We start from the raw sequence: 15,085 nt of genomic DNA, 5'->3' as shown, positions 1-15,085 counted from the left end.
CTGTCATTCTTCTGTTTTATTTTTTTATTTTGTAAAAATTTCTGCCGGATTTTTTACTTAAAAATGTTTTCGCTTCTTCAATGCTGAAATCATCTTTAGTCTCTTTTGAAATGAGACTGTCATACGTTTTACTGTAAATATTTTTTACGTATTTTTTCTCCGTCTGACCTTCGAGAATAGCTTTTAATTCTCTCACTTCATAAGAGGAAATAACATGAGTACTTTTGCCCTGATTCCAAACAAGAGTATCGTAAGGTTTTACTGCAATGATGGCAAATCCCTCTTCATCAGTCAGTTCATAAATGCCATTGTTTTTATTATAGATTTTCAGGAAGTTCTGTGCTTTATTTTTTGGAGTTAAAAATTTTCCTGAATAATATAATTTTGAGTTTTGTGCCTGTAATAGGGTAATCGTGAATGGCAATAGCAGCAGGTAATTTTTTTTCATCAGTTATTAGTATGCTTAAAAATATGAAAAAAGAAATTTCCGGGGAAATTTCTTTTTTCAATTAAATTTAATTTTTAATTACCTTAAATGTCTCCCATACTCCATGAGTATGAATACGTATAAGATAAACTCCTTGTGGGTATAATGTTAAATCAATTGTGTTCTTACCATCCGGCAGATTTTCTTTTCTCATGATAATTTTTCCTGCAAGATCATAAAGAAACAGCTCATCAATCATTTTTCCTGTTTTTATCTGCAGCAGACCTTTTGTCGGATTGGGAAATACTACAGTCTTAGTATCAGTCTGGCTGTTTATTTCGGTCTCCATCTTTTTATTGATATTCTCATTGGAAATTCCTGTACTGCATTCCGGTAAAATTGCTCTTTGAAGAATCAATCGTAATAATAAATCATTCAGTTTTTCTACCTCATAAGAATCTATGGTAGGTTTAATATGATTATTTCCTATCCCGCTGTCATTTGTCAGGAATGTGTAGGTTCCGTTTGTGAGCAAAGCAAAGGTCCTCATCAGATATTCTGTTTGTTTATCAGTATCGCTGGCAGCCAATGGAATGATGGTAATTCCTTTCTTTGCTGCAGATTTTATTTTACTGTAAAGTTCTTTTATATTCTGTTCTGAGTGATGTGGTGGTGCATCCAGAATTAAAAACATGATTTTAGTTGAGTTTTCATTACTCCATTTCAACTCATCCACAGAAACATTCAACGCTTCCACAAATGCTTCCGGTGTATCTCCTCCTCCTGCAGCTTTCTGTTTTTTGATAAAACCTACCAGATCTTCCGCCTTATCTGAAAAATCAAATTTCCGGGTTACATATTCATCTCCTTTATCTCTGTAGAAAACAGAGCCGTATCTTACTGTGGTATTCTTTAGCTGTCCTTCAATCTTTTTAAGCACATCCAAAAGTTCAGACTGAAGATAAGAAATCTCGTCACCCATAGAACCTGTTGCATCCACTACAAAAGCAATATCCAATATTCTCTCTTTCAGGCAGGGTTTATCCAGAATAATCAGATTTCGTCCATTTTTAAACGTTTTGATATTACTGCTGATCACTTGGCCGGAACGATCAGCCAAATAATATTTCTCTGAATCTGAACTTTCATCAGTCATCGGTGAAATCCATAATTCTATATTACCTAGATTATCTGAAACGGCTTCCCAAATAACATTTTTCTTATCATCCAACAGCTTTATTTTTTCACCTACAACGGGTCTTTTATCTCCGTTGACAAGCTGAACAGAAACCCTTTTATCAGGAAAAAATTTCCATGTATTCTTATACTGATCGAGAGTAGGAACTGCAATATCCTTCCAGTAATCCCATTTAGAGAAATCATTTACTTCTCCTGCTGTCAGCTGGCCTGCTTTAGGAAGTACTTTTTCAGGCTCTTCGGGTTCTTTTAGTAATTCTGTTTCACTTTCTGAAGAAACTTCCTTCAGCTTTTCTAATTCTGCTTTGGATAATCCTTTTGTTTTGATTACTACTACTCCATTCTTTGCCTTACTTCCATACAAAGTGGTAGCTTCAGCATCTTTTATGACTTTTATTTCTTTGATATTTTTAGGATCAAGGGTATTTAAAAATTCAGATTTCTGACCTATTATAACTCCGTCAACAACATATAAAGGGCTCGTGGAACGACCGTCTATACTCTTAGCTCCTCTAATCAATATCTCACCAGGACGTTTAGCTCCAGACGTTACTTCTACTCCTGCCACACTTCCTGCCAAAGAAGGTATTGCTACAGAAGCTTTATCAGTAGAAGCAATCATCACAGTTGAAGAGGCTGATGTTACCTTTCTATGGACTGTTTTTGAATATCCCACCATTACCACCTCTTCAATACTTTTTGTTTTTAAAGTATCATCATATATAGATGGTAAAGCTGATGCGATTTTATCAGGAGCTTCTACTGATGGTATAGGTATACCACAAGTGGGAAGTGTATATGGATCTAGCCCAACAATTGGCGAAGGCTGATAAGCAATAGGAGGAGGTAAAGGCAGTTCTTCTTTTCTGATGTTATTCTTTACCGTACTGTCTATTTTTGCAATGTCTATTTTAGTAATTGGACCTCTTGAAGTTCTATTCTCTGCTATAAAAGGTTTTAATGGTTCTGCGGTCTCTTTTTTATTCATAAAATAAAAAGCACCCATGCCGATGATAAGACTTGCCGCAATCCCATAAGGCAGCCAAAGAGGAATCATTCTCTTTTTCTCTTCTTTTTTATCTAATTTTTCTTCAATTTTTCCCCATACTTTTTCAAAACCAGGAAAAACTGTTGGTTCTTCTAAAAGCTTAGAGGCTTCATTGAATTGTTGATCTATATGATTATTTTCCATTGTTGTAAAAGTTTAAATGTTTTGGTTCACTAGAAGTTCCTGCAGCTTCTTTCTTGCAAAATTGAGCTGGGATTTTGAAGTTCCTTCACTGATGGAAAGCATCGTTGCTATTTCCTTATGAGGATATCCTTCAATAGCGAAAAGATTAAAGATGGCTCTGCAGCCTTCCGGGAGAAAATTCAGTAAACTCAGAATATCTTTTTCCAGGGATAGGCTATCTGTAGTACCTTCAGAATGATCAATAAAATTATCTTCAAGGGAAATAAACAATCCTTTACTTGTTCTTAATTTCTGCAGGCATTCGTTCACCGCAATTTTTCTGGCCCATGCTTCAAAGGTTTCAGGGTTCTGAAGCTGAGTAATTTTCGTAAAGATTTTATAGAACGTATCGGCCAATACTTCTTCTATATCCTCATCGTTTTTCAAATAGCGTCTGCAGACTGAGTAAAGCCTGCCCGCCATTTTCTCGTAAACTTTCCGCTGGGCATTGCGGTCGCTACGCTGGCATTCCAATAATAATTCTTGTTCCATAGTCAGGAGTTATAATAGTATAGATGCCGAAACTTTTGTAAAGGTTGGAAACATGATAAACTTTTTTGGTAAAAAGATGAAAATCAAATTAATCAATCATCCTATTTGCTTTTTTAGGATTCTACGACTTTGTCTTTTTACATTTTTTTTACATTTCAAATTTAACTTTTCCTTCTGTAACAAATCTCTATTAGCAACGACTATTAATACAAATAATCTTTTTATAGTAATGAAAAATGCCAAAATTGCATCATTACTTTTTGTTTTGTCTGCAGGAAGTATGATGTTTGCCCAAGATGACTTAATCAATAAGTTAAAAAACAACCACTCACAAAATGCTAATTTTCAGTTCACAACGTTAAAAGACGTTGGTGCGACTTCTGTAAAGAACCAAGGTTCATCAGGAACTTGCTGGAGCTACTCAGGAAATTCGTTCCTTGAATCTGAAATGCAGAGAATGGGCAAAAAGCCTGTAGATCTTGCTGAAATTTTTACAGCGAGAAATTCTTATCATGATAAAGCGAAATTATATGTTTTAAATAATGGCGCCATCAGCTGGGGTGACGGAGGGGAACTTCACGACGTAATCAACATGTACAAAAAGTATGGAGCGGTTCCTCAGGATGCTTATACGGGTTTAAAATCCGGACAGACTACAAACAACTTCAAGGAAATGCAGGGGAAACTGAAGCCGGTTCTTGACAGCCTTGTTCAGGCTTCTTCAAAAGGAAAACTGACCGATAACTGGATGGATTCTGTAGATGCTATTCTTGATGAATATTTAGGAAAAGTACCTGCGAACTTTACGTATGAAGGAAAAAACTACACTCCTAAAACATTTGCTAAGGATGTGGTAGGAATCAATGCTGAAGATTATGTAGAATTATCTTCATACAAAGATTATCCGTATTTTCAAAAATTTGTAGTTCCAATTCCTGATAACTGGAGCCACGATTCTGACTGGAACGTTCCGATGAAAGATCTTACAGCCATTATCGACAACGCAGTAACTAAAGGATATTCTGTAGGTTGGGCAACCGACGTTTCTGAGCCTTATTTTTCTTACAAAAACGGGGTAGCTTATGTTCCGGATATGGAACTTGATCAGATCACTGCAGAAAACAAGCAGGCTTTGTTTACAGAACCTAAAAAAGATAAAACCATCACTGAAGACATGCGTCAGAAAGCGCTTAACAACCTTTCTACAACGGATGATCACGGTATGCATATCGTAGGTTTGGCAAAAGATCAGACTGGTAAAGAATATTATATGGTAAAGAATTCTTGGGGAGTAACCAATGATTTCGCTGGATATCTTTATGTAACAAGACCTTACGTTGAATATAAATCAACAGCTATTTTGGTTCACAAAAATGCAATTCCAAAAAGTATCTTGAAGCAGTTGAAACCAACTAAGAATATTGGTTTATAAGAAAATCATTTCTGCCACTTAAAGGCAGTTTTAGATATTTAAATCTGTTAAAACCCGCTCCCGGAAATTCCAGGAGCGGGTTTATTTTTATTTTGAAACATTTTATCTGTTAAAAGGTTCCTTGTACACTACTTTAAAATATTCGCAAACCATCGGAATTTCCGCTATAGGTGTTTTTCCTATACGCTCACATTCTGATTGGATGTATTCCATGTACACTGCTCTCCAACTCTCTAATGTTCTATCACCTTCTCCACAATCAAAAGCAAACTGATCTTCTACTTTATCAAAAGGAATAACCGATAATCCGGTCGTTGTAATGATACAAACCGGCTGATCATCAGAATCTGTAATAATATTGTATTCTCCGATCAAAGGAATCGGTCTGCTTTCATATTCATACACCCACAACAATGAACCTGTGGCTGTTTTAGTTCCTGATAAGACAAGCTCAGCAATGGAGTCAGCATCTTCCTTTCCTCCAAAGTGAAAAGAACCTGCGAGTTCAGATAAAGCTAAAGAATCAGTATCAAAACTGCTTATAAACTGCTGCCAGTATGAGGTTATTTGAGACATATATTTACCTATTAAGACGGTAAATATAAGTGTTTCAAAAGATATTCTTCAATAGAAAGCACATATATCACATTTATGTGCAAAGTATTGTCTTATTTCTAAAAATATTATATTTGTATTCATCAACAAATTATTAAACATGAAAAATCTAAGAAAATTATTAATTTCTGAATTAAAGAAGATTAATGGAGGAAATGCTCCTGAGTGTCCACAAGGAACTACAGCCTGTTACATTTCTGGTAGCAACGGCTTTCCTTCTCGTTGGAAATGTCTAACGGATACAAAAGAATGTCCATAAGATATTATAAATTCCAAATTTTATCTTTATTACCAGTAAGTACCACAATACTTACACAAATTATATTGATCTCAACAAAACTAATTAACAGGAAAAATCTAAAGAAATTAGCTAAATCGGAGTTAAAAAAAATTAACGAGGGAGCCGGTCCTAATATTACCTGCCGTCCCGGGACTATAGCATGCCCTTATAAAGAACCTGGTTTCCCAATGTATCGGATTCGTGAATCCATCGAAACTGCATGTGGGTATCAGGATAACATATAATAAAAAAATAAAATCGGCTTTCAGGAAATCCTGAAAGCCGATTCTTTAATAAATAGGTGAAAATTAAATATAAAATAAAGTGAATTATGCTGATTTAATATCAGGTATGAATAATCAATTTTGCTCCGCAAGTGAATAAAATATGCTGTTAAAAAATTGACAGCGAAGCGAATTTTCTATTCATTATTGATATTAAAATAAAACGCTCATACTTTCTGCTGAAAAGTCCAGAAGAGCTTCGGTATTTCCGTCTTTGATCTTCTGTACCCACTGGTGATCCTGTAAAATGGCTCTTCCTACTGCAACAAGATCAAATTCTTCATTATCAAGTCTTCTGATCAGTTCTGTAAGATCTGATTTTTCTGTTCCCTCTCCTGCAAAAGAATTAAGGAAATCACCGTTTAATCCTACAGATCCTACTGTAATAGTTGGCTGTCCGGTAATCTTTTTAGCCCATCCTGCGAAGTTTAGATCTGAGCCTTCAAATTCAGGTTCCCAGAAACGACGTTGTGAACAATGGAAAATGTCAACTCCGGCTTCTTTTAAAGGTAATAACCAATCTTCCATTTCATTAGGAGTAAAGGCCAGTTTAGTTTTATAATCCTGCTGTTTCCATTGTGAAAGACGAATGATAATCGTAAAGTCCTCTCCCACCGCTGCTCTGATAGCTTTCACTACTTCAACAGCAAATCTGCTTCTTTCTTTTAGTGTTTTACCACCATACTCATCTGTTCTTGTATTGCTTACTTCCCAGAAAAACTGGTCGATAAGATAACCATGAGCGCCATGAATTTCAAGACAGTCAAAGCCAAGATCTTTCGCTGATTTTGCAGAAGCTGCAAACTGTGCAATGGTATCCTGAATATCTTCAATGGTCATTGTTGAAGCTTTTTCCATTGGAACCAACGGATAGTCTTCCGACGATCTTGTATCGCCTACATGCCAGATCTGAGGTCCCATTTTACCTCCGTTTTTGTGTACGGAATCAATTACATTTTTCCAGCCATTCAACGCTTCATTTCCGTAGAAATCTGGAATGTTCTGTAAATTTTTTGATCCGGGTCTGTTGATAACAGTTCCTTCAGAAAGGATCAATCCTACATCCGAAGCAGCCCTTCTTCCGTAGTAGTCTGCGATATTCTGTGTAGGAACTCCATTGTCAGACTGTGCTCTGGTCATAGGAGCCATTACAATTCTATTTTTAAGCTGTAAATTTTTGTATTGAAACGGTTTAAATAATGATGATGTGCTCATATTTAAATTTATATTTTATAATTGTTACACAAAGTAACTAATAATAGTTCGTATTTGTACCCTTTATTAAAAAAATAGTGGTAACTTCGCAGTAACTTACATTAGTAACATCAAAGTAACGTATGAAACTCCGGTTCTATATGATAATTAAAATACCTATTTCTCTATGAAAAAGAATGAATTAATGCAATACAGCTGTCCTCTGGGTAAGGCAATGGCCGCTTTGGGAAGCAAATGGAAACCCATTATTGTTCTTGTTATAAAGGACAGGAGGCTGCGTTTTGGAGAGCTTGCTGTGCGCATTAATGTTATTTCCAGAAAGGTATTAACCGATCAATTGAGGGAGATGGAAACCGACGGACTTGTTATCCGTGAAGAGTTTAAAGAACTTCCTCCACGGGTAGAATATTCTCTTACAGAAAAAGGATTGGCGTTGTTACCAATTTTATATTTACTGGAAGAATGGGAAGCAAAATATCAGGTGAAAGGATTATATTCTGAGGATTGTAGTATAGAGAATAAGAAAACGAAAAAGGCTGTCAATATTTGATGGCATTTGGATTTTAAAAATTCCAGATTTATTTTAATAAGCAATAACGAAATAAATAAAAGACCTATTTCATATCTACACAGCAATAATTTAAGATAAACAATATTCGCCGGTGGAAAACGATATACAGACTTTAAAAGACTTTGTTAGGGGTAAAGTATCTGAAAAAGATTTTGAGCAACAACTTTATGCCAATCCGAATTTAGAAAAACTGCTTTCAGACTCTAAGCTTGATTGGCATGGAACGTATCTACAGGACACTACTCCATTTTTATATTTAGCTGAACAAGATTATAAAAGTGCTTCCGGGAAATTAAACGCTCAGGGAACTGTCAGTTTGTTTCTTACAAAAATCGGAATTGAAAGCACTCCATCATCAAAGTTTTCTGATGAATATGATCTTATTCTAAGTACTCGTCCCAAATATGTAAATGCTGATCTCAACTTTATTGAAAAGTATATTTTACCCAAAGACAAAAAGCTTTCAAAAGCTGAGCAAAAATTGTACATTAAACAACAATATACTGAACTTTTTAAATACCAGAGCAAGCCTCCAAAATGGCTACAAAATCCTAACTGGCCCATTAAAAATGATAAGCCTTTATTCTTTTTAGGTCAGGTAGAAATTAAAAATTGCCATCTGTTTCATGATGATGGATGTGTTTATTTGTTTGTTGATCAAGAAACAGGATCTATTGAAAGCATAAAACAATTTTATTAACCCCTGATTATTATTCCTTATAGTTCTCATTGGAGTATACTTTCAAAAAGGTAAGTATAGAACCAAAAGGTAAGTATATAGGTTTGAAACAGTTTCTGATGCAAATTTGCAGAAAATATTTCATTATGAATTACAAAGAAATTGCAAAAGAAACCATTGGAAATCTGTATAAAGCCCACAACAGCATCCGTAAATCAGGAATTGATGAAAAACTAATCGCTTTGATCGAATTACGGGTTTCTCAAATCAATGGATGTGCCTATTGCTGCAGTTATCACGCTAAAGAACTTTCCAATTTTGGTTTTGAACAGGATGTCATTAACCGGCTTCCAGGCTGGAAACATACTCATGTCTTCAATCCTTTACAAAAGCTTGCTTTAGAGTGGGCAGAAGCAGTCATTTACAGTAAAGATGGCTGGCAATTGATCAAAGCAAAACTAACAGAGCATTTCACAGAAAGGGAAATTGTAGAACTTACAGCAAGTATTACTTTAATGAATACTTTGAATAAATTACGGATTACTTTGGCTGAAATGGATTAAAAAACAATGGGCTTTCAGAAATCTGAAAGCCCATTGTTTTAGTATATTAAATCCCAATTAAAATATCGCAGGATATTTCTGAGGATTTGTTTCATTAAACATAGCGTAGATCTTTTCTACCATATCGTCTGTAGACGGCTTACTGAAGTAGTCACCATCACTTGCATACGCTGGTCTGTGATCATTTGCTGAGATCGTCAACGGATCTGAATCCAGATATCTAAATGCTTTTTGTTTTCAAGGATCTGCTGTAAGATAAATCCTGTAGTTCCCCCTTCCACATCTTCGTCGATTACGACTAATCTGTTGGTTTTCTTAACGCTTTCAGCAATTTCATGAGATAAGTCGAAAGGAATCAACGACTGAATATCAATCACTTCTGCAGAAATTCCCAGTTTTTCCAATTCGTTGGCTGCTTCTGTTACAATTCTCCATGTAGAACCATAAGTAACCAAAGTAACGTCTTTTCCTTCTTTTGTTACTTCAATTTTACCTACAGGAACAGTGAATTCACCTAAGTTATCGGGTTGTTTTTCTTTTAATCTGTATCCGTTCAGACATTCTACGATAATTGCAGGTTCGTCAGCCTGAAGCATTGTGTTATAGAATCCAGCTGCTTTAGTAAGGTTTCTAGGTACCAATACCAGAATACCTTTTGAAAGGTTAAGAATTCCAGCCATTGGAGAACCTGAATGCCAGATTCCTTCTAATCTGTGACCTCTTGTTCTGATAATCAACGGAGCTTTCTGCCCTCCTTTGGTTCTGTAATGTACCGTTGCAAGATCATCACTCATCCCCTGTAAACAGTAAAGAACATAGTCTAGGTACTGGATTTCTGCAATAGGTCTCAAACCTCTCATTGCCATACCAATTCCCTGTCCAAGAATTGTTGCTTCACGAATTCCTGTATCAGCAATACGTAATGCACCATATTTTTCCTGCATTCCTTCCAATCCCTGGTTTACGTCACCGATGTTTCCGGTATCTTCTCCAAAGATTAAAGTTTCAGGATATTTTTCAAAAATTTTATCAAAGTTATTTCTGATCACTACTCTTCCGTCTACATCTTCAGAACTGTTAGAATATACTGGCTTGATTTCTTCGATGTTTTCAGACTTCCATTCCGATTGAGAATACAAGTGAGAAGAATAGTTATCTTTTTCAACAGCTGTTACTTCATGGTATTTCTGCATCAACTGGTTTCTTTCTGCAGAATTGGTCCCTCTGGTAACCAATAAAGATTTTCTTACCAAATGGAAGATATCTTTTTTAGCTTTTGAAACAAGTTTGTTGAAGTGAGCAATATAAGTTTCAACTTCAGCATTCTGCCCCTTAAGACTTTCTACTAAAGGTAAAATAGATTGAATTAATTCTGTAATGGATTTCTGATAGTTTTCCCAAGCTGCTTTCTGCCCTGTTTTTGCAATCTTTTTTGCTTCATCATCAATTGTTTCCAATTCTTCAGTAGTTGCAATGACTTCTTCTTTTCCTTCGATCTCTATAGAGTAGTTTAAGATCCACTCTCTGAATTTTGCCAGGCCATCATACTCAGCTTCCCAAGCTAAACGCTCTTCGTTTTTATATCTTTCGTGAGACCCTGATGTAGAATGCCCCTGAGGCTGAGTAACATCAATTACGTGAACCACTACCGGTACACTTTCTGTTCTTGCAAAATGTTCTGCTTTAGCATAGGCATCCAATAATGCAGGATAATCCCAAGCTTTCACCTGAATAATCTCACATCCCTGATTCTCTCCTTCTTTTCTCTGGAAACCGCTAAGCATTTCGCTGATGTCAGCTTTTGCTCTCTGATTTTTTGTAGGCACTGAAATTCCATACCCATCGTCCCAGATAGAAACAATCATAGGAACCTGAAGTGCACAAGCTGCATTTAAAGTCTCCCAGAAATGCCCTTCTGCTGTAGAAGCATCTCCAATCGTTCCGAAAGCAATTTCATTCCCTTCTCTTGAGAATTTTTCAGAACCGTCAAATTTTACATTCTTATAAATTGTAGAAGCCTGAGCCAACCCCAATAATCTTGGCATTTGTCCGGCTGTAGGAGAAATATCTGAAGAAATATTTTTCTGAGCTGTCAAATCTTTCCAGCTCCCGTCTTCATTTAAACTTCTTGTTGCAAAATGCCCGTTCATCTGTCTTCCAGCTGAAGCAGGTTCTCTTTCTACACTCGTATCTGCATACATCTGTGCAAAGAAGCTGTCTACTGTTAAGGCATCTATTGCCAATGCAAAAGTCTGATCTCTGTAATACCCTGAACGGAAGTCTCCATTTCTGAAAACTTTCGCCATCGCAAGTTGAGGAAGTTCTTTTCCATCCCCAAAAATTCCGAATTTAGCTTTTCCTGTAAGTACTTCTCTCCTTCCGAGATAAGACATTTCACGGGAGATCCTTCCTAACCTGTAATCTTCAAGTATTTGATTTTTAAAATCTTGAAAGGATATTTGCTGTGTTTCAATATAGGTTGTTTGCATAGCTAAGTAAAAAAGTTTTTAGTCTTCAAGTATTTTGCTAATATACAATTTTTAAATTAATTTTAATTTTTAATAAAATTTTTTAAAAATTTGATAATAAAAAAATTGTGCTTTATTTTGAAAAAAATTGTAAAGATGGAAAAAAAGTCACCCCATATTTTGAATGCATCGAGTAATCTTTTGGGTTTTTCACTGATCATTATTACCTCATTGAAAATCTCTAAGATCAGTCAGAGTACCTATTTGGACGAATTCGCAGGATTTGCCTGCATTCTTTTTGCGTGCAGCTGCTTCTTTTCATTTCTGGCGATCAGAACAAGGAATAGAAAGCGGGAATACACGTTTGAGAATATTGCGGATTATTTATTTTTAACAGCTTTATTTTGTATAGTTCTAGCTGTTATTATTGTAACTCTGAAAATAATTTAGTTTAAAATTTTCGCTCAATTACATAATCCAGCATATTATGTAATGATTTTCTTGCTTCAGAATCTGGGAATTCATTAAGAATATCCTTTGCTTTCTGCTGGAAATCTTTCATAACCGTAATGGCATATTCCAATCCCCCCGAGTTCTTAACAAATTCTATAAGCTCTTTTACGCGTTTAGGATTGTTATTATAACGTTTTATGGTATCGAAATAGTATTTTCTATCCTTTTCATTGGCTTTCTTCAGGGTATGAATCAAAGGCAGGGTCATTTTCTTTTCTTTGATATCAATTCCTACAGGTTTTCCAATCACATTTGAGCTTAAGTAATCAAAAAGGTCATCTTTGATCTGAAATGCCATTCCGGTAAAGGTTCCGAAATCCAGCATCTTTTTAGCAAGCACTTCATCTGTACTGTTAGAAAGAACACCTATTTCGCAGCAAGCAGCAATCAAAGTTGCTGTTTTCTGACGGATAATTTCATAATAAACATCCTCAGTAATATCCAGCTTTCTGGCTTTTTCCAGCTGAAGAAGTTCTCCTTCAGACATCTCACGGATCGTTCTGGAAATCACCCCAAGCAGGTCGTAATCTTTATGGTCTGTAGATAATAAAACTGATTTTGACAAAAGATAATCTCCTACCAAAACGGCAATTTTATTCTTCCATAGCGCATTGATAGAAAAGAAATTACGGCGTTTGAAACTTTCATCCACCACATCATCATGTACGAGGGTTGCGGTATGAATCAGCTCAATCATAGAAGCTCCACGATAGGTCTTTTCTGTCACCTCACCCACCAGCTTGGCACAAAGAAACACAAACATAGGACGCATCTGCTTTCCTTTGGTGGTAACAATAAAACGGGTTACTTTATCTAATAAAGCTACTTTACTCTGCATTGATTCATAAAACTTCTGTTCAAAAAGTTTCATTTCATCATTGATGGGTCGTTTAATTTCTTCTACAATGTTTGCCACAATCTGCGATGCTGGGTGAATAATTATTAATTCTCACAAAGATAATTTTTTCGCTCAATTTTAGGATAAAATTAATCTTTGACTTGTTCTTTCGGAATAAAATAAAAAGAGGGTTTTGTAGTTCCCAATGGAGATTTGAATTTTTCCCCGGAAATATAAATTCCATTTTCATCCACACTTATTCCCTCAATCTGTCCTATTGAAAGTGCTGTTCCAAGATAATAATGCTTCGGTCTTTCTTTGAAAAATATTCCCGGTTCTGTTTCTGTAAAGATATCCAAAAAGACCTCTGTTTTTCTGGTATATCCTACCAAATAAAGCTTCTTATCAAAATAAGCAGCATCCGTAACCACGAAATTGGTTTTATAAGATTCCACCTTTACAGCATCCTGTTTCTCTTCTTTTTCCGGATCTATGATATAATGAGTCACAGCTTTTGCGGACCATTCTTTGGTGAAAAGGTGAATCTTCCCATGGACATAGACCATCGCTTCCGCATCAAAATCCGTTTTTAAATAACCGGATGCATAATCATCCTGCTCTGGGTACTGGAATTGTATTTTTTTAATCTGACTATTCTGAAGGCTGTCATTCTGAAAAGGCACCTTGTAAATTTCAAGATCTCTCCTCTTCCCGCCATTATTTCCAAAATCTCCTATATAAAAATGAGTCCCATCATTCGTCAGCGCCTCCCAATCTTTATTCCTACCATTAACTTTTAAGACATTTACAATTTCTCCAGATGTTTTATTGATTTCAAACAATTCGGGATCGTTTCCACTGTCGTTGAAAGTATAGAGTTTTCCGTTCAGAAGGTTTAATCCTGACGTTTCTTTGATTTTATCATCCAAATGATTAACTCTATATTTTTTTATTCTCAGGAAGTCAGCCTGCTGTGAAAATACAGATTGAGTAATAATAAGAGTAATGATCAAAAGAGACTTTTTCATAAGACAAAAGTAGGGTTTTATTACGAGTTTAGGGGTTGGGGAGTTGGGGAGTCAGAGGGTTTGAGAGTTTGAGGGTTTTGAGATGCGGGGTATGGGTTATGGGTTGTGGAATAGCTGATAGGTAGAAAACAAAAGTTGATCTGCAATTTTACTTTTTGCTTTTTTGCTTACTGAGTCATCCTTCGGCCAGCCTACTTCCTATAATAGAAAAACGAGCTAAAATAGCCCGCTTTTCCCTCAGATTTTTATTGATTTTAAATCAAAAAGTTAAGCAGTTTTCTGCTCTTTCTGATTTTGCTGTTGTTCATTCTTTTTCGCCTGTTTTGCAAAATACTCTTTCTGGTATTGTCTTACTGTCTTTCCGGTTCCGTCATGTCTCCATCCCGGTGAGTTGAAAATATAATTGATTCTGTCTGTGAATTTTAATCCCGGCTGTTTAAGATCTTTCCAGATTTTTCTCCATTCATAAAAAAGAACGGTATCCGGTCTGTTGTCCGGCATTTTAGGATAGATTCCGAATTTTACAGGTATATTTGGATCTTCTTTTTGGAAAGTTCCAAATATTTTGTCCCAAATAATCAGACACATTCCCATGTTTTTATCGAGATATTTCACATTGCATGCATGATGTACACGGTGATGAGAAGGCGTTACCAGAATGTATTCTAAAAATCCCAGACTCTTCACAGTCTGTGTATGTACCCATGTCCCATATACCTGTCCGATAGCGTAAGCAACCATAATATGCCATGGATTGAATCCTAAAAACGCAAGCGGTGAAAAATATAAATATCTGTAAAGCGGCTGTAATACAGGACTTCTGAATCCTGTTGTAAGGTTAAAATATTCTGAACTGTGGTGCGTGATATGAACTGCCCAGAAGGCTCTGGAACGGTGGTCAACATAGTGCAGTACATAATAGGCAAAGTCTGTTATTATAAAACATGCTAATAAATACCATACGCTAAAATCCCATGAAAAAAGTCTGTGGTTGTAAAAGAAAAACATTACGCCCATGGCAAATGCTTTCATGATGAGGTCTAAGCCAAAGTTCATCAGTGCCAGATAAACATTGGTGGCAAGGTCCTTTCCACTATATAATTTAGCTTCTGAAACGTGGCTGTAAATCATTTCGGCTAAAATGACGGCAGCGTGCAACGGAATAGACCATGCATATACATTTTCCAGTCCGTCCTCACTCATAAGAAAATCCATCATCACAAAAATAATTTTTGCAAAGGTATGGCTTACC

12 protein-coding genes and 1 pseudogene are annotated in these 15,085 nt (G+C 35.8%); 4 read left to right on the top strand and 9 right to left on the bottom strand.

Going from position 1 to position 15,085, the window contains the following annotated elements:
- Positions 1 to 16 precede the first annotated feature (16 nt).
- From LF886_RS08995 to LF886_RS08985, 3 genes are all read right to left on the bottom strand, one after another.
- On the bottom strand, positions 17 to 448 hold the full coding sequence (locus tag LF886_RS08995; RefSeq protein WP_236853786.1) for a hypothetical protein: 432 nt from the start codon (positions 446 to 448) through the stop codon (positions 17 to 19).
- A 67-nt stretch (positions 449 to 515) separates the two neighbouring features.
- A complete protein-coding gene (locus tag LF886_RS08990) occupies positions 516 to 2,816 on the bottom strand; it encodes a TonB-dependent receptor plug domain-containing protein (protein WP_236853785.1) in 2,301 nt (766 codons plus the stop codon).
- A 12-nt stretch (positions 2,817 to 2,828) separates the two neighbouring features.
- Entirely contained in the window at positions 2,829 to 3,347 is a 519-nt protein-coding gene (locus tag LF886_RS08985; protein WP_236853784.1) for an RNA polymerase sigma factor, read from the bottom strand.
- Positions 3,348 to 3,576: 229 nt separating this feature from the next.
- Here LF886_RS08985 and LF886_RS08980 point away from each other — a divergent pair, with 229 nt between their 5' ends.
- On the top strand, positions 3,577 to 4,779 hold the full coding sequence (locus LF886_RS08980; protein ID WP_236853783.1) for an aminopeptidase C: 1,203 nt from the start codon (positions 3,577 to 3,579) through the stop codon (positions 4,777 to 4,779).
- Between the two features lie 102 nt (positions 4,780 to 4,881).
- Here LF886_RS08980 and LF886_RS08975 read toward each other — a convergent pair whose 3' ends face one another.
- Both LF886_RS08975 and LF886_RS08970 read right to left on the bottom strand, forming a co-directional pair.
- The gene (locus LF886_RS08975) at positions 4,882 to 5,355 is read right to left on the bottom strand and encodes an ASCH domain-containing protein (protein ID WP_236853782.1); all 474 of its coding nucleotides are present in this window, start codon (positions 5,353 to 5,355) and stop codon (positions 4,882 to 4,884) included.
- A 756-nt stretch (positions 5,356 to 6,111) separates the two neighbouring features.
- On the bottom strand, positions 6,112 to 7,173 hold the full coding sequence (locus LF886_RS08970; RefSeq protein ID WP_236853781.1) for an NADH:flavin oxidoreductase: 1,062 nt from the start codon (positions 7,171 to 7,173) through the stop codon (positions 6,112 to 6,114).
- 166 nt (positions 7,174 to 7,339) lie between these two features.
- Between LF886_RS08970 and LF886_RS08965 the strand changes: the two genes are divergently transcribed.
- From LF886_RS08965 to LF886_RS08955, 3 genes are all read left to right on the top strand, one after another.
- On the top strand, positions 7,340 to 7,723 hold the full coding sequence (locus LF886_RS08965) for a winged helix-turn-helix transcriptional regulator (RefSeq protein ID WP_152289978.1): 384 nt from the start codon (positions 7,340 to 7,342) through the stop codon (positions 7,721 to 7,723).
- 112 nt (positions 7,724 to 7,835) lie between these two features.
- Positions 7,836 to 8,444: a hypothetical protein gene (locus LF886_RS08960; RefSeq protein WP_236853780.1), complete on the top strand. Its 609-nt coding sequence runs from the start codon at positions 7,836 to 7,838 to the stop codon at positions 8,442 to 8,444.
- A gap of 125 nt (positions 8,445 to 8,569) precedes the next feature.
- Entirely contained in the window at positions 8,570 to 8,986 is a 417-nt protein-coding gene (locus LF886_RS08955; RefSeq protein ID WP_236853779.1) for a carboxymuconolactone decarboxylase family protein, read from the top strand.
- A 57-nt stretch (positions 8,987 to 9,043) separates the two neighbouring features.
- Here LF886_RS08955 and LF886_RS08950 read toward each other — a convergent pair.
- The 4 genes and pseudogenes from LF886_RS08950 to LF886_RS08935 all read right to left on the bottom strand — a co-directional run bounded on the left by LF886_RS08950 (position 9,044) and on the right by LF886_RS08935 (position 15,051).
- Positions 9,044 to 11,475: pseudogene (locus LF886_RS08950) on the bottom strand (thiamine pyrophosphate-dependent enzyme).
- Between the two features lie 430 nt (positions 11,476 to 11,905).
- A complete protein-coding gene (locus tag LF886_RS08945) occupies positions 11,906 to 12,883 on the bottom strand; it encodes a polyprenyl synthetase family protein (protein WP_236853778.1) in 978 nt (325 codons plus the stop codon).
- A gap of 71 nt (positions 12,884 to 12,954) precedes the next feature.
- Positions 12,955 to 13,833: a hypothetical protein gene (locus LF886_RS08940; RefSeq protein WP_236853777.1), complete on the bottom strand. Its 879-nt coding sequence runs from the start codon at positions 13,831 to 13,833 to the stop codon at positions 12,955 to 12,957.
- Positions 13,834 to 14,100: 267 nt separating this feature from the next.
- Positions 14,101 to 15,051, bottom strand: a complete 951-nt coding sequence (locus LF886_RS08935; protein WP_236853776.1) for a sterol desaturase family protein — start codon at positions 15,049 to 15,051, stop codon at positions 14,101 to 14,103.
- Positions 15,052 to 15,085 lie beyond the last annotated feature (34 nt).

Origin of the sequence: Chryseobacterium sp. MEBOG07 (assembly GCF_021869745.1) — a bacterium.
Lineage (GTDB): Bacteria > Bacteroidota > Bacteroidia > Flavobacteriales > Weeksellaceae > Chryseobacterium > Chryseobacterium viscerum.
The sequence above is the reverse complement of the archived record's forward strand: the minus strand, read 5'-3'. Positions and strand labels throughout refer to the sequence as shown.

Excerpts from the sequence above, each read along its gene's own strand:
- LF886_RS08975 (WP_236853782.1), bottom strand. The coding sequence starts at position 5,355 with ATGTCTCAAATAACCTCATACTGGCAGCAGTTTATAAGCAGTTTTGAT.
- LF886_RS08970 (WP_236853781.1), bottom strand. The coding sequence starts at position 7,173 with ATGAGCACATCATCATTATTTAAACCGTTTCAATACAAAAATTTACAG.
- LF886_RS08995 (WP_236853786.1), bottom strand. The coding sequence starts at position 448 with ATGAAAAAAAATTACCTGCTGCTATTGCCATTCACGATTACCCTATTA.
- LF886_RS08990 (WP_236853785.1), bottom strand. The coding sequence starts at position 2,816 with ATGGAAAATAATCATATAGATCAACAATTCAATGAAGCCTCTAAGCTT.
- LF886_RS08935 (WP_236853776.1), bottom strand. The coding sequence starts at position 15,051 with ATGATGGATTTTCTTATGAGTGAGGACGGACTGGAAAATGTATATGCA.
- LF886_RS08985 (WP_236853784.1), bottom strand. The coding sequence starts at position 3,347 with ATGGAACAAGAATTATTATTGGAATGCCAGCGTAGCGACCGCAATGCC.
- LF886_RS08965 (WP_152289978.1), top strand. The coding sequence starts at position 7,340 with ATGAAAAAGAATGAATTAATGCAATACAGCTGTCCTCTGGGTAAGGCA.
- LF886_RS08955 (WP_236853779.1), top strand. The coding sequence starts at position 8,570 with ATGAATTACAAAGAAATTGCAAAAGAAACCATTGGAAATCTGTATAAA.
- LF886_RS08940 (WP_236853777.1), bottom strand. The coding sequence starts at position 13,833 with ATGAAAAAGTCTCTTTTGATCATTACTCTTATTATTACTCAATCTGTA.
- LF886_RS08980 (WP_236853783.1), top strand. The coding sequence starts at position 3,577 with ATGAAAAATGCCAAAATTGCATCATTACTTTTTGTTTTGTCTGCAGGA.